4 protein-coding genes are annotated in these 26048 nt (G+C 49.0%); all 4 read right to left on the minus strand.

Annotated features, from left to right (window positions below):
• Nucleotides 1-11 precede the first annotated feature (11 nt).
• Genes CS022_RS14805 through CS022_RS14820 form a run of 4 tightly spaced genes read right to left on the minus strand, consistent with a single transcriptional unit; the run spans nt 12 to nt 26048 of the window.
• Nucleotides 12-4859 (minus strand): Calx-beta domain-containing protein, encoded by a 4848-nt coding sequence (locus tag CS022_RS14805; RefSeq protein WP_129122945.1) that lies wholly within the window; start codon nt 4857-4859, stop codon nt 12-14.
• Nucleotides 4856-21115 (minus strand): Ig-like domain-containing protein, encoded by a 16260-nt coding sequence (locus CS022_RS14810; protein WP_235869530.1) that lies wholly within the window; start codon nt 21113-21115, stop codon nt 4856-4858. Before CS022_RS14810 ends, CS022_RS14805 begins: the two co-directional genes overlap by 4 nt.
• Nucleotides 21112-22605 carry a VCBS domain-containing protein gene (locus CS022_RS14815; RefSeq protein ID WP_129122947.1) on the minus strand — a complete coding sequence of 498 codons (1494 nt, stop codon included), beginning with the start codon at nt 22603-22605 and terminating at the stop codon, nt 21112-21114. The genes CS022_RS14810 and CS022_RS14815 overlap by 4 nt, the downstream gene beginning before the upstream one ends.
• Complete coding sequence (locus CS022_RS14820; protein WP_129122948.1) at nt 22590-26048, minus strand: VCBS domain-containing protein; 3459 nt, start codon at nt 26046-26048, stop codon at nt 22590-22592. Before CS022_RS14820 ends, CS022_RS14815 begins: the two co-directional genes overlap by 16 nt.

Raw genomic sequence — 26048 nt, forward strand, 5'->3', positions numbered from 1 at the left:
AAAGAGTTGTACTACGCTCCTGGTTCAGTATCGCCATAAAAGAGTGGGTAGGGGTCACTCACGACTTCGGCATTTTCAGGTATGTCTAACGACGGTGCTTTGCTATGAACGGGCGCAGCAAAACCTGTCTTCTTGCTTTTTGTGTTGGTGAAATCTTCACGATCGAAGATAACTCGGCCATACATAATGTCGCTGGAACCATCGCGTTGCTGGATAGACAGAGTGTAATCATTTCCGCCTTCAGCCAATGAAATACCTGCTGGCAGGGTAAATGCCCAGTCGCCGTTATCGTCGGCATGAGTGTGTAGCTGTTGTTCGAGCAGCTCAATAGAGACCTCAGCTCCTGCCGATGCTTTTCCCTCAAACATTGGGCGTGCAATCTGAACGGTTTGCGGTTCAAGGTAGCTGGTCGTTGGTGGGAGAGTGACGCGTGACTGCGTTGCACCATTTAAAATCGCCAGCGCTTGCTGTTCTTCTTCCAAAGCTGGATATGGCCACATGCGGGGGCTTTCCGTTGCATTAATGACAGTATCAATGCTTTGTATGTCTTTCTCGGTCTTGGCAAAGAAATCATCAGGCACAAACCCGCTTACTGGCGCATTTTTTTGTAGATCAGGGGAAGCGAATTCAGTTTGTGCAGTGTCATCTGTCGACGAAGTGTCAGCAGTCTCTGAGGCGGAAATCTCCGGCATGCGTTGTCGGAACCAAACGTCGGCATACTCATATTCTTTCCCGTCAATTGTTGTGTAGCTGCCGATTAAACTAATGAGGTTATCGTTATTTACCGTATTCGAAGTTTCTAAGTTGAGGTTGAGAGAAGCAATGTTCGCTTCAGCAAGAGAGATAAGTTCTCCAACGTCTGTTAATCCATTGGTGTTTTTATCAACCCAGACATTCAGTTTCGGGAAGATTGCATCTGTAATGTCAATTTTTCCATCTGCATTTACATCGTGCTCTCGAAGTGCCTGAAAACCGTCCTGCGCCCTTTCGCCATTGCTGAGTAGGGTTCCTTCACCGAACATTTCACTGCCGTCATTAATTACACCATCCCGGTTTTTATCCCACACGAGAAAGGCGTCACTGTTACTGACCCAGCCAGTGATTCTGGATACACCATCGGCATTTAAATCAAAATGAATGTGTGAAACATCTGATGACAAGGTCTGAATGCCGTCCCCATCGAGGTCGATGACAATCGGTGTAACAAAGTCATACGCTTTCACCTCAACATTCAGGCTAACGTCCGCGTAATCAGGACCAAGGGCTGGTAAGGGCCAAGGCATTGTAAACCACCCGCCGGGTATATCTTCCCACTTTGATTCTGTGCCTGAAATCAACTCATTATCAAAACCACCATGATTTTTGTATCCTTCGGAAAGAAGAACATAGTGAGTTTTATTGCCTTGGGTTATTTTTGCGCCGTCATTGGTCAGTGAAATTGATGCATCGCCTGTGGTGTAACCGAAGTTGGCACCATCTGGAATTAGAAACAGCCCCATGGATGCCGCATTATTGACGTAGGCGGTGACGTTTTTGCTGCCGTTATTGTAGTCGGCAATTCTTGAAATCATGACCTCGACATCAATGATGTTTCCATTGTTGTCCATCACATAGTAGCCAAGGCTACTTTGCATTTTCGGCCAACCGCCATTCCAGAGATTTTGCATTCTGATTTGTAGTTGTTTGACACCATTGAGATCCCAGAGCCCCTCGCTATTTCGCGTTACGGCGTCATTATCGAAGATGGTGACACCAGCAGATGCCCAACCACTTTGGTATTGTGTCGACGCCTTGAGGGTATATTTTTCTCCGCCTTCGTAATGGCTGTCTTCATACGTTTCTACCAATACATCAAAGGAATTTGTATTAGCCGCAAGGTTAATGCCGGACGACGTATAGTTAGACCAGGAGGATGTCCCACTCACACGATACTTGAGTTGGCTGTTGAAATCGTAGCCCGCACTTGCAGTGCCGTTTTGGTACTGAAGAGTGACATTAGTTGTGTTGGCCGATTGACTGCTCATTGTGAACGTGTGGAAGGGGGTATGTCCTTCCCATGCGTTAATGTTACTGAGGTTTGATGTCAGTACGGGCGCTGAATCATTATCACTGATAGTCACAACGCCTTTACCTGACGATGAATTCCAGCTATCGCCCTCTACACGCGCCCAGACTGAAAAGGTTTCGTTGCCTTCATAAACGTTGTCGTCATGTGTTTTGAAGCTTAGGTCAAACGAGGAATGGCCAGCGGGTACATCTATTGTGTAGCCGCTCCCGATGTTGCCAGTATGGTGTTGCCAACTTCCACTACCAAAACGCACCCAGAACTCACTCTCAGAAAAATCACTGCCTGCTGCGGCAGATGCCGAGTCAAGATCAATCTGAACGCGTGTTGTTTGATCTGAAGACCTATTGAGAGTGACAACAGGGTAGGCATAGCCATTCTCGGTGACAGACACGTTTGACACGTTGCTGACATGTATCGGGTCATTATCATTAATGGTGACTGTGCCAATGACGGGTGATTGGTTCTCTGCATTTGCCCTGATGGTGAAGCTCTCCGTGGTCTCATTTACTGAATTATCTACAGTGCCTACTTTTACACTAAAGCTTGACGTGTTGGCGGGGACACTCAGCCACTGACCTGAAGCAAAGCTCCCTTTGTTTTGCCAGCCATTGCCGTCGTTAAAATTCACATAAAGTGTTTCATAATGGTCAACGTTGCCGCCCAACGCCGAGCCATTCCAGGCATCGAGCCATATTGATGTTGCGCTGGTTGAGGTGTTACTGAGCGTAACGGTAACAGAGGCGTCTTGACCTTCGGTGACTGTGGTGCTGGATACAGACGAAACAGTGGGTTTATCAGAATCATCGGTGAGCGTTATAACGCCTTTGTGCTTGCTCCCGGTCCAAGATTCACCCTCAACTCTTGCCCACACTGAAAAGTTCTCGTTGCCTTCAAAAACATTGTTATTCAGTGTTTTTAAGCTGAGTTCGAAAGATGAATAACCGGCAGGGACGTCAATAATATATCCGCTTCCAACATCGGCCGTATATTTTTGCCAACTGCCAGCCGGGTAGCGAACCCAAAATTCACTGTCGGAGTAATCGCCGTCCGCTGTTGTCGCAGATCCATTATCTAGATTAATTTCAACGCGTGTTGTCTGTGTCGAGGTTGTACTGAGTGTAACGGTAACAGGCTCTGCGTAACCGCCCTCGGCCACCGTGAAGTTTGATACACTCGTGACACTCATCGGATCGTTATCGTTGATGGTGACTGTGCCAATAACGGGTGATTGGTTCTCTGCATTTGCCCTGATGGTGAAGCTCTCCGTGGCTTCATTTACTGAATTATCTACACTGCCTACTTTTACACTAAAGCTTGACGTGTTGGCGGGGACACTCAGCCACTGGCCTGAAGCAAAGCTCCCTTTGTTTTGCCAGCCATTGCCATCATTAAAATCCACATAAAGTGTTTCATAATGGTCAACGTTGCCGCCCAACGCCGAGCCATTCCATGCATCTAGCCAGACCGACGTCGCACTCGTTGAGGCGTTGGTTAGCGACACTGTGACAATGGCATCTTGCCCTTCGGTGACTGTGGTGCTGGATACAGACGAAACCGTGGGTTTATCAGCGTCATCGTTCAACGTAATGTACCCTCTACCTGACGTTCCGTTCCAACTGTCCCCCTCAACTCTCACCCATACCGAATAGTTCTCGTTGCCCTCGTAAATATTGTCATCATGGGTGTCAAAACTCAGTTCGAATGATGTTACGCCCGCAGGTACGTCAATGGTGTGGCCGCTGCCAATAGTCCCCGAGTGTTTGACCCAACTGCCCCCATTGAAACGCACCCAGAACTCGCTTTCTGAGAAATCACCACCTCCGACTGTTGCCGAACCATCGTCTAAATAGACCTCTACACGTGTCGTTAGCGCTGAAACTTTGCTTAATGTCACGTTTACAGGTTCTGCATATCCACCTTCGACAACCGTATAGTCTGATACTGAAGTAACACTCGGTCTGTCGTCACTGTCATCAATGTTGGATGGTTGCGACGTGATATAGCTGGCTTGATTGTAAAGCGCTCTGGCTTGAATGGTGAGTGTTTCTGTGCCCTCGTATATGTCGTCATTCATTGGCTCGGCATAAATGAGGACGCTGCTGTGATTCGCCGGGATAGCAATATCCGCGGCATAGGCGTTACTCGAATTGAGCACCAATTCACCGATTTTTACGGTGCCAGCGCTGTTCCAGATAGTGAGTTTTCCCGTGTAATCACTGAGAATATCCGCGGTATGCAGGCCGTCGTTAACATTCAGTCTGATGACGGTGGAGGTGGTGGATGCGTTGGACAGGTTAAGTGTCCAACCGGGCCAGCTTGACTCTGAACCTGATTGTAAAGAGTTGATGGTTGAAACGACAGGGATGTCTTGGTCATCAGTAATGATTGAATCAGCGGATGTGACCCAACCCTGGCCGTCTGTGCGGCCATAAATCACGAAGGTTTCATTTCCTTCATATACGTTGTCATTGCTTACTTCGGCATTGACATGCAAGTCAGTAATACCAGCAGGAACGTTGATGGATGCTGTATAGCTGTTGCTGGCATTTAAATAATACTCACCAACCCAACCGCCAGCGGATGTATAGACGTGAAGTCTTCCCGAGTAATCGTCACCAAACATCGCCTGATGGCCGGAATCGTTAAAAGCCAGTTCTACGGTTCGGTCTGACGTGGCAGGGTGAGAAAGTTGAACAGACCATTTATTCCAAGGATAGGTACTTCCTTCTGCCGTACCGTTAATATTTGCGATTTGAGTGATACGCGGTATATCGGCGTCATCATTAATCACCGCCGTTGCAGAGTCAACCCAACTTGTTTGCGTATCGGCAGCTCTTGCCTGATTTTTAATGTTTCATTTCCTTCGTACGTGCTGTCGTTAAGCGGCTCTGCGTATAACTTCAGGCCCGTTATGCCTGCTGATACGGTTATGTCAGCCACCCAGCTATTGCTGGCATTCAGTGTTATTTCGCCTTGATAAACATTATCTAAAGAGTAGATGCGGATGACGCCAGAATAATCTTGCGAAAATGTAGCTTGATGGAGTGCATCTTGGACATTGAGTTTCACAACTGTATCGTAGATTGATGCATTTGAGAGGTTGAGAGTCCAGCCCGGCCAAGCACCACCACCCTCTACACCATCTTGCAGGTGTGTCACTGATGACACTGTGGGATTGTCAGGGTGATCCCAAATGATTGAGGCTGATGACTTAACCCAGTTTTGCCCGTCTGTGTGGGCCAAAATCGCAATGTTTTCATGGCCTTCATAAAGCGTATCATCCAGTATCTCAGCGCTGACATGCAGCTCCGATACACCAGAAGGCACCGTTACCCAAGTTTTATAGCCGTTGCCAGCGTTGAGCGTGAACTCGCCCAGAGAGGTGCCTGCGGCAGTGAAGACGTGAATCTTGCCCGAGTAATCGTAACCGAACGTCGCGGAATGCTCAAAATCATTAAAGCCGATTTCAACAAGATGGTCCGACGATGCGGCATTCGAAAGTTGTAGCGACCATTTATTCCAATTAGGGCTTTGGCCTTCTGTCACGTCTAAAAGGTAAGAAATCTGGGTAACACGCGGTGTATCGTCAGCATCAGTAATAGTGATTACGCCTTTGTCAGTTGCGCTATCCCACGTGTCACCGTCGACCCTAAACCACGCGTAGAAATTTTCATCACCTTCATACACGTTGTCATTAATGGTTACTAACTTAGCTTCAAACGCATCGACGTTTGCAGGCACGTTGAAAACATGGCCATAAACTATGTCGTGTTCGTATTTTTGCCAACTTCCGCCGTTATAACGGATCCAAAATTCATCGCCAGAGTAATCACCGTCTTCTGCAGATGAGGTGCCACCGTCAAGATTTAGTTCGATAGATATCGGAGATGTCGAGGCATTGCTGAGAGTGACAGCAATCGGTTCTACATAGCCTCCCTCACTGACTGTGTGGCTGGAGACACTCGTCACATTTGGTGTGTCATCGACATCAGTAATGGTAACTGTGCCTGATTGGGCAAGGGAGGCTTCATGTTCAGTGCGCACTTTAATGTCGAATGCCTCGTTATTTTCAAAGACATTGTTATTTGTGGTGCCCATCCGCACCTGAAAAGATGCGGTGTTGGCAGGCACGTCGATCCAATTTCCCAAATAGAAATCACCCGGTGCCTGCACCCAGTTCGTGCCATCGAAATTCACCCACAAATCATTGCTGTTCCAGTCATTGGCTTCATCAGCTGAACCTGGGTAAGCATCTACCCAAACTCTAGTTATAGAGGTGGACATATTACTCAGGGTTACGGTGACAACAGCATCGCTGCCTTCTTCAACCGTAATATCGGAAACAGATGCCACGGTTGGTTTATCGGCATCATCGTTGAAAGTCGCTTCTTCTGAGACGATATAGTTGCTCTGCGTAGACAAAGCCCTTGCTTTGAGTTTTATCGTCTCGTTGCCTTCATAAATATCGTCGTTGGTGGGGTGGGCGTAGAGTTTCAAGCCAGTCTGACCAGCAGGTACAGCGATGTCTGCCTCCCAGTTATTGCTGAGTTGTAGGGTTACGGTGCCTATCTTTACATCAGCCATGTTGTAAATATCGATAGTGCCCGTGTAGTCCTCAAGGAACGTAGCCTGATGCAGGGCGTCATCAACGTTAAGCCTGACGACAGTGTCTGACTGAGAGGTATTTGATAGGTTCAGCGTCCAGCCTGGCCAGTCTCCGCCTTCAACACCTTGATGAGGGAGCGTCGTCAGCGACGTGACGGTTGGGTTATCGGCCTCATCGTCAAGCGTGGCCATTTGTCCGTTACCCTGCGAGCCATTGAGGAAAGCGAAGGGGAATATTTTTTCGTTGCCCTCATACACATTGTCGTCTTTTGGTTTGATAAAGACACGGAGGGCAGTCTGCCCGGCAGGCAAGGTGACGTAAAAGTTAGCCCCTGAGGAAAAACTACCAACGTCCCAGAGTCCGTCGCTGGCACCAACAGGGGAGATAGGGTTTCCATTAATATCTTCGGTATAAAGTTGTGATTCAAAGTTACCAAAGCTGCCAGAGTAAAAATTGTCGTTGAACGCAATGGTGACATTCATGTCTTCATCGGAAGGGTGCGTGGTCGTGAATTGCCAGCCAGGGCCCTCATCGTGAGTTGTAGCATTCTCCATGCCGTTTTGAATCTTTACGCCTGTTCCATGAAGAGTTGGCGGTGATTCATTGTCATTGAGCGTGACAGTACCACCTACCTGAGTTTGTCCTTCGACGTTGGCCCCAATGACGAATCCTTCAGTGCTCTCATAGACATTGTCATTGGTTGTGCTCATACGTAACTGAAACGATGCGGTGTTTGCTGGTACGTCAATCCAGTTTCCCGTATAAAAATCACTTGCGACCTTGACCCAACTGCTGCTGTCAAAATTTACCCAAAGCTCGCTGCTGTTCCAGTCATCAGTTTCGTTAGCTGATATAGGATAAGCATCCACCCAAACACGGGTCGTTGTGGTGGATGTGTTACTTAATGTGACGGTAGCCGTCGCATACTGTCCTTCCTCGACTGTGACATCGGAAACAGATACTACTGTTGGTTTGTCGGCATCATCGTTGAAAGAGGCTTCTTCGGAGGCAACATAATCACTCTGGTTATAAAGAGCGCGTGCTTTGAGCTTTATCGTCTCGTTGCCTTCGTAAATATCGTCGTTTGTGGGCTGTATGTAGAACTTCAGGCCTGTCTCACCTGCGGGTACAGCAATATCAGCTTTGTTCGTTTCATTGAATATTGCCTCGCCAACTATCGCATCTGTCATTGAGTAAATGTATACCCTATCGGTGTAATCATCTGCTTGGGAAACTTGATGAATTGTATCGTCAAGATACACTCTCACGACAGTATCAGTGATGGATGTGTTTGATAGCGCTAAGGTCCAACCTGCCATGGTCGTTCCTTCAATGCCATCCTGAATTTTAGTCAGAGCATTTACTATTGGTTTGTCAGCGTCGTCGTTTAACGTAGCTGTTTGTCCGTTACCCTGCGAGCCGTTGAGGAAGGCGAAGGGGAATATTTGTTCGTTGCCCTCATAGACACTATCGTCTTTCGGTTTGATAAAGACACGGAGGGCAGTCTGCCCGGCAGGCAGTGTGACGAAAAAGTTAGTCCCTGAGACAGTGCTACCAATGCTCCAGAGTCCGTCGTTTGCTCCAACAGGGGAAAGAGGGTTTCCGTTGATGTCTTCGGCATAAAGTTGTGATTCAAAGTTACCAAAGCTGCCAGAGTAGAAATAATCGTTGAACGCAATGGTGACATTCATGTCTTCATCGGAAGGGTGTGTGGTCGTAAATTGCCAGCCGGGACCTTCGTCGTGAGTTGCTGCATTCTCTGAGCCGTGTTGAATTCTAACGCCCGTTCCATGAAGAGTTGGCGGCGATTCGTTGTCATTGAGCGTGACGGTGCTTATCACTTGAGACTGACCTTCCGCATTGGCGCGAAGGGTAAAGCTCTCAGGGCCCTCGTAGATATTGTCATCCACCGTCGCGACTTTCACGCTGAATGTGGACGTGTTGGCGGGAACATCAACCCACTGACCTAAAGCGAAATCGCCCTTATCACGCCAACCATGTCCGTCGTTGAAATCAACATATAAGGTCTCGCTGTGGTCATCAACGCCCAGCGCAGAATCATTCAATGCGTCGAGCCAAATTCTTCCGCCAAGGGGAGATGCATGGCTAAGAGTGACTGTAATGGTTGTGTTCTGACCCTCATCAATCGTTGTGTCAGACACAGAGGAAACGATGGGGTCAATCTGATAGCTATGATTTTTCGTCCCAAGCGTCGACCCGTTTCGAGAGACACTGACGTCAAGTGACGAAGCTGCGTAAAGATCTGAACCTAGTATGTCAATTGAAAACACACCGCCTGCACTGACGTCACTGCTTGTGAGTGTGTGGCTGAAGGTATTCCCGTTGGACGACACTTCAATAACGTCACCTGTTTTACCGATAGAATATTGCCCTGTGATGCTGATGGCGCTTTGTGCTTCTGAAATGGTAACTTGGTTATCGGGAGTCACCGGGTTTATGGTCACGAAGCTTGTGTGTTCGATCGTGTAATGCGTGTCAACTGAAGAGGTAGTTGCTGTGTTGCCAGCGGAGTCAGATGCGACAAGTTGTGCACGTAATGCACTGTGATCGACCATGTCAGAAAACGCTACTTGAGCACTGAAGTTTCCTGTTGCATCTAAGGTGGCAGAAACTACCTGTGTGCTGTCAATCCATAAGGTAATGGTATCACCTGTTGAATAGTCGCCTGATGCTTTTCCTTCTATCGTGACATTGCCTGCGGTTTTATCCGTGTTATCGAGGGTAAAGTCGGCGCCCGATATGCTGGTGATCTTGATGATGACGGGCAAGGTGTAAGTTTTAAGCTTAACGTCTTCTTCGTTGCTGGTAACATCGCCCCACGTGATCATCATTTTCCCGTCGTCTGAGCCTGAGATGTGAGGGCGGGAGTTTAATGACCATGTGGCATCTTCTGAAACAACGATTTTATCACCGACCTTTTGGCCTGCAGAAGAAAAACGCTGCGCAACTATGTCTGTTGACTGGTCGGCTGCATCAGCAAACTCCCAAGTAACCGCAAAACCACCGTCACTGAGGCTGGCGATGTCAGGGTATTGTATTACTTCGCTCTGATCCCCATCGGCGGTGACGTTGTTGACGGTGAACTCGCTGCCAAGTGGTGTACCGTCTTGACTGAAACGCTGTCCAGATATATCGGTGGTATTTTGTGATGCGTTTTCGTTAAGCCAGACCACCACATAACTATTGTCATCCAGCACGGTAACGGAGGCATACTCTTGGTCGCCAGTGATGGCCGTATTGACAACGGTTTGGTTACCAATCTTTTGTCCATTCCCGTCGAAACGCTGCATCACCACGCCGTTTTGGTGGCCGTCGAGATCGTGGGCATGCCATACGGTGACATAGCCACCATCAGAAAACGCCGCGGTTTCCGGGTAAAAACTTGCATGGTCAGAAGCGTTGACTGAGATGTCGTTAGTTTTTGAACTTAAATCAGCATTAAAAACATGAGAAACAATGTCATTTGAGTGATTCCACGTGAGTACCACGCTGTCATCAGCGAGCGCGATGACTCTGGGTTGATGGCCAACCCCATGGGTTGTTTCGTGTGTTAACTCGTCAGTTAATGCGTTTCCTGAGTGGTCAAACTTCCTGATAGCGATGTCATTATCATTGTCTGCATAGGTAATCCACGATGCGACAAACGAATCGTCGCTCAGTACAGTCAGACTGATATCATATTGAGTATTCGCGGTGTTGGCATTGAGCTGATATTCCGTGCCAACTTTGTTGCCATCGGCATCATAGTGTTGGGCAAAAACCCCATAGTCATCACCATCCTGATCATAGGATTGCCATGCGACGACATAGCTGCCATCAGAGAAGTATGCGTTGGTCGAAATACCTTGGAAGCTCTCTAAGTGTGTATTAACGGTGGTTGTCTCGCTGGCCTGAATCGAGGACGGGTCGTTGAGATCGACGTTGTAGCTGTGGGAACGGTTCATCACCTCAGAACCATCATGCTGGACAGACACTGAGATACTGCTTTCAGCGGCTAAATCGGCTCCATTGACGTCAATCGTGAAATACCCACCCGCACTTGCTTCAGCGGCAGTCATCGTATGGCTATGGGTCGTGCCATTGGCAGAGACTTCAATAACATCGCCTGCATTCGCGACCGTGTATTGCCCTGATACACTGACCGTGGTTTGTGACTCGGCAATATTTATGACGTTGTCGGGAGTCACGTCGAGAATAAGGAAACTGTCGTAATCGATAGAGAAGGGGGTGGAGGTTTGGATTGTCCCAACGTTGTTGGCAGAGTCAGACGCGGCCAATTCAGTGGTTAAGGTTGTACCGCTGAACATGTCAATCATCGGTACGTTTATCGAGAAAATACCAGCACTGTCTACACTTCCGGTACCAACCTGCGTACTCCCTATCTTCAGTGTGACGGGATCGCCGTCGGTAAACTCACCAATAACCTTACCCACGATAGCGATCTGGCCTGAAGTGAGGTCATCGTTGCTCAGGTCGAAATCTGAGCCGCCAATGCTGGTTATTGATAAAGATGTCATGCCGTAGGCGCGAACCTTGACATCATCTGTTCCATTGCTAGTGTCTGCCCAGGTGACCAGAAGGGTGCCATCCGATGCGGTGGAAAGGTCCAGCTCCGTCGAGCCGGAGGTGTTATCAGCTGAAGAAACGTTCAACACATCGCCAACCTTATCTCCGGTTGATGAGAACCGCTGTACATAAACGTTGCTGGTGCTGGATGGGCCGGTCAGGTTCCAGGTAACCGCAAACCCGCCATCAATTAGCGAGGTGACAGCCGGATGGCGTAGGTTTTCTCCTTGACTGCCATCGGCAGAGGTGGTGTTAATTATAAAGTCATCACCGTAAGGCGTGCCGTCACGGTGATAGCGTCTACCGTGGACATCATGAGTTGTAGGCGTCCCTTCTTTATCACTTAGCCAAACGATGACATAGCTATCATCGGGTAGCACAGTGACGTCTGGGTAGTCGTTGTGCCCCAACAGCGTTGTTTGCACGATATCTGTGTCGCCAGCCTTGTTGCCGTTGCTATCAAAACGTTGTGCAAAAACATGATATTTCCCCACTGTGTGCAATCCGTACCATGTAATAACATAGCCACCATCAGAAAATACGGCGATTTTTGGTTCCCACAGGTGTTGATTTGTTTCTGATGTTATATATGTTTCGCTGCCTTGCTTGGTGTCATCGGTGTTGAAAATCTGAGCAATAAGGTTGTAATTGGAACTGTATTCTCTTGATGTCCAGGCCATAATATAACGGTCATCTGGCAAGGCAGAAATACGGGGTGAGTACTGTGAAGATGACGATGAGTGGAGTACTAATTCATCCGTTAGAGGATTCGCATCGCTATCAAAGCGTCGCCCAGCATGCTTGTTTACATCGCCTGTACTATTCTCTGATCCCCAAACGGCCATAAAGGTGTCATCGGAGAACACTGCAAGATCAACCGACCAAATATATTCCGCGGTATCGGTGTTTAGCTGAAACTCATTCCCTTGTTTATTGCCAGCTGCGTCATAAAGCTGGCCGAAAATACCCCAATCACCGCTATCTTGGTCTCTTGATTCCCACGCTACGACAAAACTGTTGTCAGAAAAGTGTGCGACCTTAGAGCTCCACTGAATATCGTCCTGATGAGTATTAACGGTTTGTTCGCTACCTATGGCTAGCTCCGCCGGGGCAGAAAGGTCGAGTTTATAATCATGAGCACGTGCAACAACCTCGTTGCCACCTTTCTTCGCAGACACTGTCATGCTTCTTTCTGCGGCTAAGTCGGCACCATTGACGTTCACCGTGAAATACCCACCTGCATTGGCTTCAGCAGCCGTCATCGTATGGCTATAGGTGGTGCCATTGGACAAGACTTCAATGATGTCGCCAGCACTGGCAATCGAATATTGACCCGTAATACCAACCGTGGTTTGTGATTCGGCGATATTGATGAGGTTGTCGTTGGTGACATCATCAATGGTCAGGAAAACATCATGATTGACGGTGTAAGGGGCAGAAGATGATACGGTCCCTGTATTGCCTGATTCGTCAGTGGCGGCCACACTGACGTCCAGTGCCGTATGGTCTTTCAGGTCAGAAAAGGCGACAGTTGCGGTGAAGTTACCCTGATCGTCTATATTCCCTGACCCAATTTGATGACCGTCTATCGATAACGTAAAGGGATCGTTAACTGAGAAATCGCCAAAGACTTTTCCTTCGATGGTGACGGTACCTGCGGTTTTATCCGTGTTATCAAGGGTAAAATCTGTGCCCGAGAGTTGGGTAACCTCTATGGTGATGGGCAACGAGTAGGTTTTGAGCATGACATCTTTGGTGCCATCGACATACTCGCCCCAAGCGACGGTCACTTTTCCTGAGTCTGATGCAGAAATATGCGGCCGGGCACTATAGGTTTCAGGGGCATTATGTGAGGCAATCAGCTCGCTACCCACTTTTTGCCCATCGGCGGAAAAGCGTTGGGCGTGGACATGCGTTTTATCAAGATTGGATTCAAGATACTCCCAGACCACCACAAAACCGCCATCACTGAGGGGAGTGACGTCAGGGTATTTGACTTCTTCATAGTTGTTACTGTCTGCGGCTTCAGCGTTGATGGTAAACTCGTTGCCAATTTTTGACCCGTCCCGATTGAAACGTTGGCCGCAAATGTCTGAGGTGTTTGAGTACTGATTGTCATTCAACCAAACCACCACATAACTGTCGTCCGCTAATACGGCTACTGACGGATATTCCTGATAACCACTTACGTGGGTCTTGACGACGGTTTCACTGCCTACTTTGTTGCCACTGTTGTCAAACTGCTGTTTGACAACACCATCATATTGTCCGTCGACATTATCGCCTGCAAACCATGTAATGATGTAGCCGCCGTCAGAGAAGGCATCACTCTCAGCATAACGTGCATTTGGTGAGGTATTGACGGTTGTTTCACTGCCTTGCTTTGTGTCATCGGCATCAAAACGCTGAGATTTGATGACGCTTGACGAGTGCCATGAGAGCACATAGCTATCGTCGGCTAGTGCTGTGACCCGCGGTTGGTAATTACTTGATGTGGAGACATTGAAATTGAGTTCGTCAGTCAAGGGGGTGCCGTCCTGACTGAATTTTCTTCCCATAACATGGTCTGGCTTCGAAACGCCATTGTGATAGCTATGCCAAGTTGCGATAAAGGAATCGTCAGAGAACACGGTGAGACTGACATCAGACTGGAAATCGACGATTGAGGTATTTAATTGATATTCGCTGCCAGATTTGTTCCCTTTGGCATCAAAATGTTGGGCGAAAATACCATATTCATCACCATCTTGGTCATAAGATTGCCACGCCACCACATAGCTACCGTCGGAAAAGTGCTCAAGGGTTGGAAATCCCTGAAAGCTGGGTAAATACGTGTTAGCGGTGACGGTTTCGCTGACACCAAGCACAGAGGGTGGGGTGAGATCTATGTTGTATGGGTGTGTTCTGCTGACAACGTCTGAGCCCCCGCTTGAAACCGAGACTGCAATATCGCTGTCGGCCGCCAAATCAGAACCATTCACCGAGATGGAAAAACTACCCCCTGCGGCAACTTCCGTGCTAGTAAATGTATGAGTGTATGTGTTGCCGTTCACCGCGACATCAACAGTATCGCCAGTTTTCGCTAATACATACTGACCAGTGACATCGACACTGGCTTGTGACTCGGTAATGTTGATCGTGTTATCGCCAGTTAAGGCATTGATAATCAGAAAACTGTCAATATCAATCGAGTAAGACGATGTGGCTGGTATGATACCTATATTGCCAGCGGTGTCAGAGGCGGACAGTTTTGCCGTTAGTTCCGTGTGTGACGATATGCTGGAAAGTGGCACGCCGACAGAGAAATTGCCGGACGCATCGATGTTACCTGAGCCGATCTGAGTACCGTCCACCCAGATTGTCACTGTGTCTCCATCAGAAAATTCGCCGATTGCCTTACCTGAAACGGGTATATTACCTGCGCTGAGATCAGCATTGTCAACGATATAATCCGAGCTACCAATACCCTCGATCGACAAGTGTGTCGACATCGAATAGGCTCTGGTCTTAACATCATCGTAGCCAGCAACTTTTTCGCCCCATGCAACCAATACGGTGCCATCAGGGTTAGTCGATAGTTGTGGTCGTGCCGTGTAGCCAGCCTCGCCTGTCGATACGGTCAACTCATCACCGATTTTCTCACCGATGGGTGAGAACCGCTGTAGGAGGATATTGCTGGTATCGGGTGAGGTGTCTTTAAACTCCCAGGCAATAGCATAGCCGCCGTCATTCAAACCAGTGACTGATGGGCGTTGTAGTTTCTCATTTTGGCCATAGTCTGCTGTCACAGCATTGGCTTTAAATTCGCTACCAAAAGGCGTGCCGTCTTTGTAGAAGCGTTGACCATGAATGTCGTATGTTGTGGGGTTGGAGCGATCGTTTTCACTTTGCCAGACAATGACGTAACTGTCGTCTTTTAACACCGTGATATCAGGGTAGTGATTATCCCCTTTGTGTGTGGTGTGAACGGTGTCAACACCACCAAGTTTGTTACCACTGCTGTCAAAACGTTGTGCGAAGACCCGGTAGTCTAGGTTACCGCCATCATACACACTCCATGCGTACCATGTGACGACATAGCCACCATCAGAGAATACAGCAACTTTTGGATCCCACTGGTTACGGCTTGTGTCTGAAGAGACAATAATCTCGCTACCTTGCTTGTTGCCATTTGCATCAAAATGCTGTGACACGATGTCTGAAGTAGCGCTTTTTTCATTAGACACCCATGTGGTTATGTAACTGTCGTTTGGTAGGGCGGTGATTTGGGGTTGATATTGAGACTCTGATGAAGACTTCAGAGTGAATTCCCCAGTCAGTGGTGTGCCATCACTGTCATATTTTCTTCCAACAAACTCTGTCGTATTGGAACCACTGGGATGCTCGGATTTCCAAGCCGCGATAAATGTATCATCGGAAAATACAGTGACAGAAACCGAGTCCTGATAATCTGTTGTACTGATGTTTAACTGAAATTCAGCTCCTGCTTTATTGCCAGAAGCATCGTAACGCTGGCCAAAAATGCCCATTCCGTCGCCGTCTTGCAATGCGGATTCCCACAGTACGACAAAACTTCCGTCAGAAAAGTAGGCTGAGGCTGGGTAGAGCTGATTGTTTGTGAGGTAGGTATTGGCGGTTTGCTCACTACCTATTGTTAAGGCTGTGGGTGCGGAAACATCGACAGTGTAGGCGGTTGTTTGTGACGTAATTTGCGCACCGCCATGACTCAAAGATACTAATAGGCTGTTGTCTGCCGCTAAATCAGAGCCATTCACACTGAGGGTAAAATACCCACCTGCGTTGGCTTCCGCCGTGGTAACGGTATGGCTGTAGGTCGCACCATTCAAGGTTACATCAACAACATCACCCGCACTGGCAATTGAATACAGACCTGTGACTGCAACAGTCGTTTGCGACTCAGCAATATTCACAATGTTATCGGGAGTGACCGAATCAATGGTAAGGAAGCTGTCGTGATCGATGGCGAAGTCGGCGGTTGATGAAATCGAGCTGACATTGCCTGCCGTGTCAGATGCCGCCAATTTCACTGTTAATGTGCTGGTGTCGACAAGAGTCGAGATTGGCACTGTTGTTGTAAAGTCGCCATTGGCGTCAACGCTACCTGTGCCAATCTGTGTCCCCGTAACCCAGATTGTGACGGCATCTCCGGCAGAAAATTCACCGTTCGCTTTACCTGTTATGGTGACGTTGTCAGCGACAAGCTCATTTTCTGTAACAATGAAATCAGCGCCAGCGACCTCAGTTATCGACAGGCTTGTAGATAAGGTATAGTTTTTGACAACGATGTCATCAATTCCGCCAGTATCAAGACTCCATGTTACTAACAGTTGTCCGTTGTTTGTGGTGGTTAGGAAAGGCTCTGACGCCTGGGGTGCACCTATGCTCTCGGATACCGCGATTTCATCGCCTACCTTGTCACCTGACGCAGAGAACCTTTGGAGATAAATATTTCTCTCGCTATACGTATAAACGATTTCAGACCACGTCACTGCAAAGCCACCATCACTTAAATGGGTAACATGAGGGTCGTCTATTTGCTCGTCGTCACTGTTGATTGAAGTGGTGGTATTAATCTGGAATTCGCTGCCTAAGGGAGTGCCATCGGACAAAAAAATCTGTCCCTGAATATCGAAGGTGCCTGCGGCAATATCATAGTCTCGCCATACGATCACATAGCTATCATTATTGAGGGCCGTGACGGCAGGATCGCTTTGCTCGCCTGATGTTGTCGTATTAACAAGTGTTTCAACACCGACTTTGTTACCAAGGTGATCAAAGCGTTGTGCGTATACGCCTTTGTATTGACCATCTTGATCATTTGATTGCCAGGTGATGACGTAGCCGCCATCAGAAAAAGGTGCAATTTGCGGCCATTCTTGGCCGCTGGTTGTGTAGGTGTTTACCAGTACTTCATTGCCAACCGTTGAACCGTCGGCGTTAAATAATTGGCAAGCAACACCATTTCCTGAGCCGTCAGAGGTGCGCCATGTGACAGCGAAGCGATCATTCGCCAGTGCTGTAATATCCGGTTCTGCTTGTGTCCCATAGGTGTTGGTATTGATGATGAACTCAGAACCCAGAGGCGTACCATCTGAACTGAACTTTCTGGCAGCTATGTTGTGGTCATCGCTAGCATTGGTGTCATAAACAATGATAAATGTATCGTCAGAGAAAACGGCGATTTTTACCCTTTCCTGATCTTTATAGGTGTTATTGTGCAGTTGGAATTCGTTACCCAGTTTTGTGCCCGATGCGTCGTATCGCTGACCGTATATTCCCCATCTGTCTCCGTCTTGCCCAAACGACTGCCATGCAACGATATAGCTGCCGTCAGAAAAACTGGCGATAGTCGGCTTTATTTGTTGGTTATATGTGTAGGTGTTGACTACTGCTTGTGAGCCTTCGACAAGCTCTCCGGGGGCAGTCAAGTCAGTACTGTAGCTATGTTCTTTGCTGAAAAGTTTCTGTGAACTTCGGAAGATCTCGACCGTGAGGTTGTTGTTATCAGCGAGTACCGATCCTGCTACATCAAGAGAGAACACTCCGCCATTCGAGATGTCGTCAGAGGTCAAAGTATGGCTGTACTGCTGACCATTAATCGTGGTTTGAGCAATGTCACCCACTTGAGCGAGTGAGAACTGACCAGATATTGGGAGAGTTGCGCCTGATTCAGATAGGTTAATGGTGTTGTCATTGCTGATTGGATTGATGCTGAGGAAGTCTGTGAGGGTAAAGGTGTAAGCAGATGTATGAGTGATTTGGCCGACATTCCCAGCGACATCAGTGGCGTTGACAGTCACGGTCAGTGATGTGTCAGATATCAACAGACTATTTTCAACTGCGAAATCAAATACGCCGCTCGATGCGATAGTCCCTGTCGCGATCACACTGCCGGCTACCGACACTGTCACAGTGTCGCCCGTGGTAAATTCGCCGGAAATGGAACCCGCGACAGTGATGTTGCCATTGTTTAGATCTGCCGCACCAATTGTGTTTGTTGCGTTTCCGATTTGTGAAAGCGCCACAGATGTTGCGGGTGTCTGAGGGGCGTCGGTGTCCACCGAGTAGGTATAATCATTCTCAAGCAGTGTTTGACCGTCTCGTATCAGCATGAGTGTTGCTGTGGTAACCGTAGCAAGATCTTGACCACTCACGGCGATGGTAAACGTACCACCATTTTGGATGTCGGTTTCGGTGAATGTATAAGTGAAAACACTGCCATTAACCACGAACTCTGCCGTATCGCCAGCAATGGCATGGCCAAACTGACCTTCAATATTTACGGTGCCTGAGGCCTCCGTGCTGTTAATAATGCCGTCACCCGCAAGACTGGTTAGAGATGTTGCCGCATTAAAATCAACGCCAGTGAGGGTGATGACGACATTTTGCTGAGTACCATCTGTTGCAGTGAGCGTCAGGGTATCGTGAACTACTTGTCCGTCAGTCAGGGGCGCAACGCTATGTGCTGCTGCGCTATAAACCCACGTGCCATCTGTCAGTGATAAGGAGCCGTACGTACCGTCAACGTTAGTATTCTGAAATGTCGGTGTGTCGTTAGCATCTGGGTCTGAAATGGTCAGTGTTCCAGTGGCTTGCGGCGTGAGATCAGTGATGGTCAGCGCTTGTGAGGTGAACACACCGTTGATATCCACCAGATAGAAGTTGCCGTTTTCCGTTACAACCAGCTGCGGTACAGCGTCATCATTGTCAAAGCCTGAGAGGTGCTTCAAGTGCTGGAATCGATGGTTTGCGCCGATGGTGAAAAGGTCTACACCGCCTGATTCGCTCTCACACACAAAGATCAGATGGTTATCAACTTCTGTCGGAGACGAATGATAGGAAAAACCCGAATCTAAGGAGTCTCGCTGGGTGATTGAGCCGTCGTTTTCGAGCTGGTAAAGGTGCGATATTTTGTTGTCATCGCCGCTGGCGAGAATGAAACTGTCACCATTTTCGGTTTGGTGAGTATTGACTGAGTGGTTACTGCCTAGGTCGAATGTGTTGCTGGTTTCCAGCGTCAGCCCGCCATTGCTTTCGTCAATGGCATAAACGTTGAGCGTATCGTTTGATGCGGAGAACAGATAGGTATTACCGCCATGCGTCAGTAAATCCAGACTGGATACATTGTCTCCGGCAGAAATAGTGGTTCCCGTTTCACTGATAGCCCCCGTTGTTGGGTTGTAAGTAAGGACATCGATACGGTCGTTCTGTGGACGCGTGGCATAGATGTAAAAGGTGCCACCCGGCGCTTCATAAAGGATATTTTCGCGAACTATCCCGCCATTTGTAGAAGGCTGTGAGTGGCCAAATGTTTTCCCGCCATGGAAAGATAACTCTCCAGTGTCGGAGATGTGCCACACCGATATGGATCCGCTGTTTTGTGATGTCAGAAAGAGGGTTGTCTGGCCAGTCACATCATAGATGTTCGATGCAGTCAGGCCGTTACCCAAGGCGTCGAGTGGGAGGCCAAAACTCTGAACATCGCTCGTAATGCTTCCAGACAAGGTCGTGGCAACGGTACCCTGCGATGAGTCATAAAACATGCGGTCTGATTCAGTGACCGAACCGTCGTTTTCGACACGGTGAAATGTCACTAGGCCGTTGTAACCAACGTTAGTTGTCAGTATGTAGGGGACGCCTGCGATTTGGATATGACTTGACGTATTGCTGGTGGTTGTCGCACCTGTTGCCAATGCTCCGGCAGAAATTGAGAAAGGTCCGAGGCTATTTTCGGTCACAGATCCGGTATGAGTGCCACCGACTGACGAGGCGTCCTCGACGCCTGTCAATGTTATAGTGACGAGCTCCGAGTTGCCGTCACTGGCGTTGACGGTAAACGTATCCTGCGCAGTCTGACCTTGGTCTAAGGGTTGCAGAGCACTGTTATTGGCGGTAAATGTCCAATGCCCATTATTAAGATCAAATGTACCGTATTGCCCCGTAAGTGTTGTGTTTATGAGGCTCGGACTATCGTTGGTGTCCTCATCTGTAATCGAGAGCTGACCCTGAGCGATGAGATCTGCATCATCTTCAGCAACGCTTCCGCTGGTCACACCGCTAATGACGGATGCATCCTCATCACCTGTTACTGTAATGATGATTTGATGCTCTGAGCCATCAGACGCCGTGACAGCAAAGGTATCCTGAGTCTGTTCATCGTCATTCAGTGCTTTAATGGCACTGGGGTCAACGACATAGCTCCAAGTACCATCGCTGTTGGTCGTCAGTGTGCCGTAAGTACCTATGTGCGTTTGGTTAGGCAGTGTGGGTTGTGTTGACGCATCGGGGTCAAACAGGCTGACAGTGCCGCTGGCGGTCGTTTCGGTCTTGAGCAGTGTAGATTGCTTGTTGCCACTGATGATGGCGGTGGTGTCGGTACCTGTGATACTGATGGTAATTTGTTGCTGAGTACCGTCAGTGGCGGTGAGGGTCAGCGTGTCTGTGACGGTATCACTGGCAGTGAGGTAGCCTGAGTCATCGCGATTCAGAGTATAGACCCATTGGCCGCTGGTTAGCACTAATGAGCCGTAGGTACCATCCACCGTGGTATCCGTAAAACTGGGGCTATCTGCATTATCGGCATCGCTGATCCCTAACGTCCCAGAGACCGAGGCCACTGCCTCATCGCTATCCGTTTCTGTGGCGGCTGTACTGAAAACACCGGAGACAACAGGTGCGTCTTCATCCCCAGTCACTGTCATCACTATTTGATGCTGCGAGCCGTCAGAGGCGGTGATAGTGAAACTGTCCTGAGCCTGCTGGTTATCGTTTAGCGCCGCGACCGCATCTGGGTTGACGACATAGCTCCATGTGCCATCGCTGTTGGTGGTCAGAGTACCGTAAGTACTGTGTGCGCTTGGTTAGGCAGCGTGGGTTGTATTGACGCATCGGGATCAAATAGGCTGACAGTACCGCTGGCGGTGGTATCGGTCTTGAGCAGTGTAGATTGCTTGTCGCCACTGATAATGGCGGTGGTGTCGGTACCTGTAATGGTAATACCGATTGTTTGCTCAGTGCCGTCGGTAGCGGTGAGAGTGATTGTTTCTGTAACAGTATCACCCGTTGTCAGTTGGCCGGCCTGGCCAGCACGATCCAAAGTGTAGGTCCACTGCCCATTAGTCAGTATCAGTTCGCCGTAGGTGCCATTCACTGTGGTGTTATTGAACACGGGCGAATCGCTGCGGTCGGCATCGCTGATCCCCAATGTGCCTGACACCGAGGCGACGGCCTCATCGCTGTCGGTTTCAGTCGCTGCTGCGATGAAATCACCTGTGACGACAGGGATGTCTTCATCACCTGTCACCGTCATAACTATCTGATGCTGCGAGCCATCAGAAGCAGTAATGGTGAAGCTGTCCTGAACCTGCTCATTATCATTCAGCGTGGCCACCGCGCTTGGGTTAACAGCATAGCTCCATGTGCCATCGCTGTTGGTGGTCAGGATACCGTAAGTACCTACATGTGTTTGGTTAGGCAGTGTGGGTTGTGTTGTCGCATCAGGGTCAAACAGATTCACGGTACCGCTAGCGCTGGTATCGGTCTTTTGCAGCGTCGCTTGCTTGTCGCCACTGATAATCGCTGTGGTGTCAGTACCTGTGATGGTAATACTGATTGTTTGCTCGGTGCCATCGGTAGCGGTCAGCGTCATTGTTTCGGTGACGATGTCACCTGTGGTGAGTTGACCCGCATGACCTGCGCGATCCAGAGTATATGTCCACTGGCCATTGGCCAGTACCAGTTCGCCGTAGGTACCGCTCAATGTCGTGTTGTTAAACACAGGTGAGTGACTGCGGTCAGCATCGCTGATTGACAGCGTGCCCGCGACGGAGGCCACCGCTTGGTCGCTGTCGGTTTCGGTCGCGGCGGCAGTAAACACACCAGAGACCACTGGCGCGTCTTCGTCACCTGTCACTGTCATCTGCATCTGGTGTTGAGAGCCATCTGAAGCGTTAATGGTAAAGCTGTCCTGAACCTGCTCGTTATCGTTCAGCACCGCGACCGCATTTGGGTTGACGACATAGCTCCATGTGCCGTTGCTGTTGGTGGTTAAGGTACCGTAGCTCCCTGTAAACGATTGATTAGGCATCGTTGGCTGGGTTGGCGCATCTGGGTCATAAATAGTGACGATGCCGTTGGCGCTAGTGTCAGTTTTCAACAAGGTCGACTGGCTATCGCCTGTTATAATGGCTGTTGTATCGCTTCCCGTGATAGTGATGATGATTTGTTGTTCTGTACCATCGCTTGCAGTGAGTGTCAGCGTATCGGTGACCGTATCGCTGGCAGTAAGATGGCCAGAATCATCGCGGTTCAGGTATATACCCATTGACCGCCAGTAAGCACCAATGCGCCGTAGTTGCCGCTGACCGTGGTATCAGCAAAGCTGGGTGTATCGGCGTTATCTGCATCGCTGATGGCGAGTGTACCCGTGACCGATGCAACTGCCTCGTCGCTGTCGGTTTCAGTGGCCGCTGCGGTGAAATCTCCCGAGACGACTGGCGCGTCCTCGTCGCCCGTGACTGTCATTACAATTTGATGCTGCGAACCATCAGAGGCCGTTATCGTAAAACTGTCCTGCGCCTGCTCACCATCGTTAAGCGTTGCAACCGCTGAAGCATTGACGACATAGCTCCATGTGCCATCGCTGTTGGTGGTTAGGGTGCCATAGTTGCCGATAAACACTTGAGAGGGAAGCGTCGGCTGCGATGTGTTGTCAGGGTCAAACAGACTTACCGTACCAGTGGCGGTGGTGTCAGTTTTCAACAGCGTTGATTGGCTATCGCCTGTAATAACGGCGGTGGTGTCGCTACCCGTTATGGTAATGGTGATCTGTTGCTCCGTACCATCAGTTGCAGTAAGGGTCAGCGTATCGGTGACAGTATCCCCCGATTTAAGATGGCCGGAGTCGTCGCGGTTCAGGCTATAGGTCCACCGACCGTTGGTCAGCACTAGCTCGCCGTAAGTTCCAATGACTGTGGTGTCGGTGAAGCTTGGTGTATCGGCATTGTCTGCATCGCTGATCGCCAACGTGCCAGTGACTGAGGCGACAGCCTCGTCGCTGTCGGTTTCGGTAGCCACTGCGTTGAACACCCCAGACACCACTGGCGTGTCTTCGTCACCAGTCACTGTCATCACAATCTGATGCTGTGAACCATCAGAGGCGGTGATGATGAAAACATCTTGCGCCTGCTCGTTGTCATTCAATGTTGCAACGGCACTCGGATCGACAACGTAGCTCCACGAACCATCACTGTTGGTGGTCAATGTACCGTACGTGCCTACATATGGCTGATTTAGCAGGGTCGGCTGGTTTTCGGCATCGGGATCAAACAGGCTAACATTGCCAGTCGCGGTTGTGTCAGTTTTCAACAGCATCGACTGTTTGTCTCCGCTTATGACAGCGGTAGTGTCTGAGCCTGCAATATTGATGGTAATGATTTGTTGCGTGCCATCTGTGGCTGAGAGATAGATCGTATCCTGAACATTGTCTCCGCTTGTCAGGTGGCCGGATTTATCGCGATCAAGGGTGTAGGTCCATTGCCCACCACTGACAACGAGTGAGCCGTACTGCCCCGGTTGGGTAATGCCGTCAAAAGAGGGGCTGTCAGCAGTGTCGTAGTCAAGAATACTTAAGGTGCCCGACACCGAGGCGACAGCCTCATCGCTGTCAGTTTCTGTGGCTGCTGCGGAAAAAAGACCAGAAACAATGGGCGCATCATCGGCCCCCGTTACTGTCATTACAATTTGATGCTGCGAGCCATCAGAAGCAGTGATGATGAAAATATCCTGCGCCTGCTCATTGTCATTTAGCGGCCTGATATCGTTTGTTGCAACGGCATAATGCCAGGTACCATCGGTGTGCGTTGTCAGGGTGCCGTAATTGCCTGTGTGTTGTTTGTCGGGCAGGGTGGGCTGTGTAGCAGCGTCTGGGTCATAAAGGTTGACTGTACCGCTGCCTGACGCATGGTGTTTCAGTAGCGTCGACTGACTGTCTCCGCTAATGATTGCGGTAGTGTCTGTGCCCGTGACGGCGATGGTAATAATTTGTTCAGTGCCATCGGTGGCGATCAATCTCAGCGTGTCGGTAACAGAATCACCTGTGGTGAGATGGCCTGAACGACTTGGTTCTAGGGTGTAGACCCACTGGCCATTGGTCAGCACTAACGTTCCGTATTGGCCTGTTACGGTCGTATCGGTAAAGCTTGGGGTATCGGTGAGGTCTGCATCGGCTATGTAAACATCACCAGACGTGGACGCAGGTGCCTGATCACTGTCAGTTTCTGTCGCTGCGGCAGTTAATACCCCCGAGACTACAGGTATATCATCGGTACCTGTTACGGTTATGGCAATTTGATGGGATGTGCCATCGGAGGCGTTAACGGTGAAGACATCGGTATCCAGCTCTTGCTCGCCAAGAGGCACGATTCTATTGGGGTATACCTGATAAACCCATTGCTTCTCTGAGGGGTTGCTGAGATCTGTGGTGAGAGTGAGGGCTCCGTAGTGACCTGTCAGGACAGTGTCGTCAATTGTTGGTTGAACGGGATTATCTGGGTCATACGCCGAAATTTTTCCTTGAGCACTGGTCGCTAATGCCTCCAGTGTGTTGTTAGTTGCACCTCTCAGGTAAGTCTGTGTGTCTTGTCCGGTCAGAGCGATGGATAGCCCAATTTGCGCGCCGTCGGTGGCAATTAGCTCAAATTGCTCATGTTGGATTTCATCCTGAGACAACATTTCGAATAACAAGGGATCCGGTGAATATGTCCACTGGTGTGAGACCAGAGACAGCTGACCGTATGCACCTGTTATGGCGATATCATCGAAGACAGGGGAGTGGCTCGGATCAGGGTCGTGAATCGACAGTGTGCCTTCGATATTTGCGTGAGTGCCACCTTCATGAAGTTCGCCATTTAAATCTCCATCTATAATGCATGGGTCATCAAGGCCGGTTACCGAGTAGTTGAAGGTTTTTGTTGATCCATTTCTTGCGACCACAGAGAAAGTCTCTGAGGCGACTTCTCCAGGGTTGAGAGGGATTATGGCTTCAGCATTTTCTGTATATTTCGCGACACCGCCAAAAACAGTAAAAACACCATAGAGGCCAATAATCTTTGTTTCAGGCAGGGTTGCTGGAATTTCCTCCACGGACTCTTCGAGAGTCTCACGCTTGTCAGCAATTATTCTTTTGTATTTATCTGATGCTTCCGGCGGCAATGCTTTTCGATAAGGGTAGGCGGGTTCAGAATCGTGACTAAAATCTGATTGAAAGAGTCTCAACGAATCAATGATTAACTGTGTCGAAACCTCTATTTCTTTGGCTTCTATAGCGATCTTTGTTTCAAATTGTTCGATTTCTCTGTGAATCTTGGCAATTTGTCGTTTTGATTCTGAGATGAACTCTTCGCATATCGCCACGTTCTGACAGAACTCGCTGTTCATTTCTGTCAGATTCTTTTCAATGACGGCCAGTTGTTCGTCTAGCGTCTTGCGTCTTTGGGTGATGGCCTCTTCATAACTCTCCAGTAATGAAGACTTAAAAGGATCAATCAGGCTGAGATTGTGGGTTAGAATATCGGGAGAAATGCCTGAGTTGTCTAACAGCCTGAACAGAGGTGCGGGCAATCCGTTGAAATTCAGTTCAAGTTTCCCTGTGGCTATTAAAAACAAGCCATTTGGAACTTGAATGGCGACTCCATCATTATCAATGTACGTGAAGTCGAATCCGTCAAATGTGACATCATCCAAATCGGACAATTCAATTTTTTGCAT

This window comes from Veronia nyctiphanis (assembly GCF_004116385.1).
In the GTDB taxonomy this organism is placed as follows: Bacteria; Pseudomonadota; Gammaproteobacteria; order Enterobacterales; family Vibrionaceae; genus Veronia; species Veronia nyctiphanis.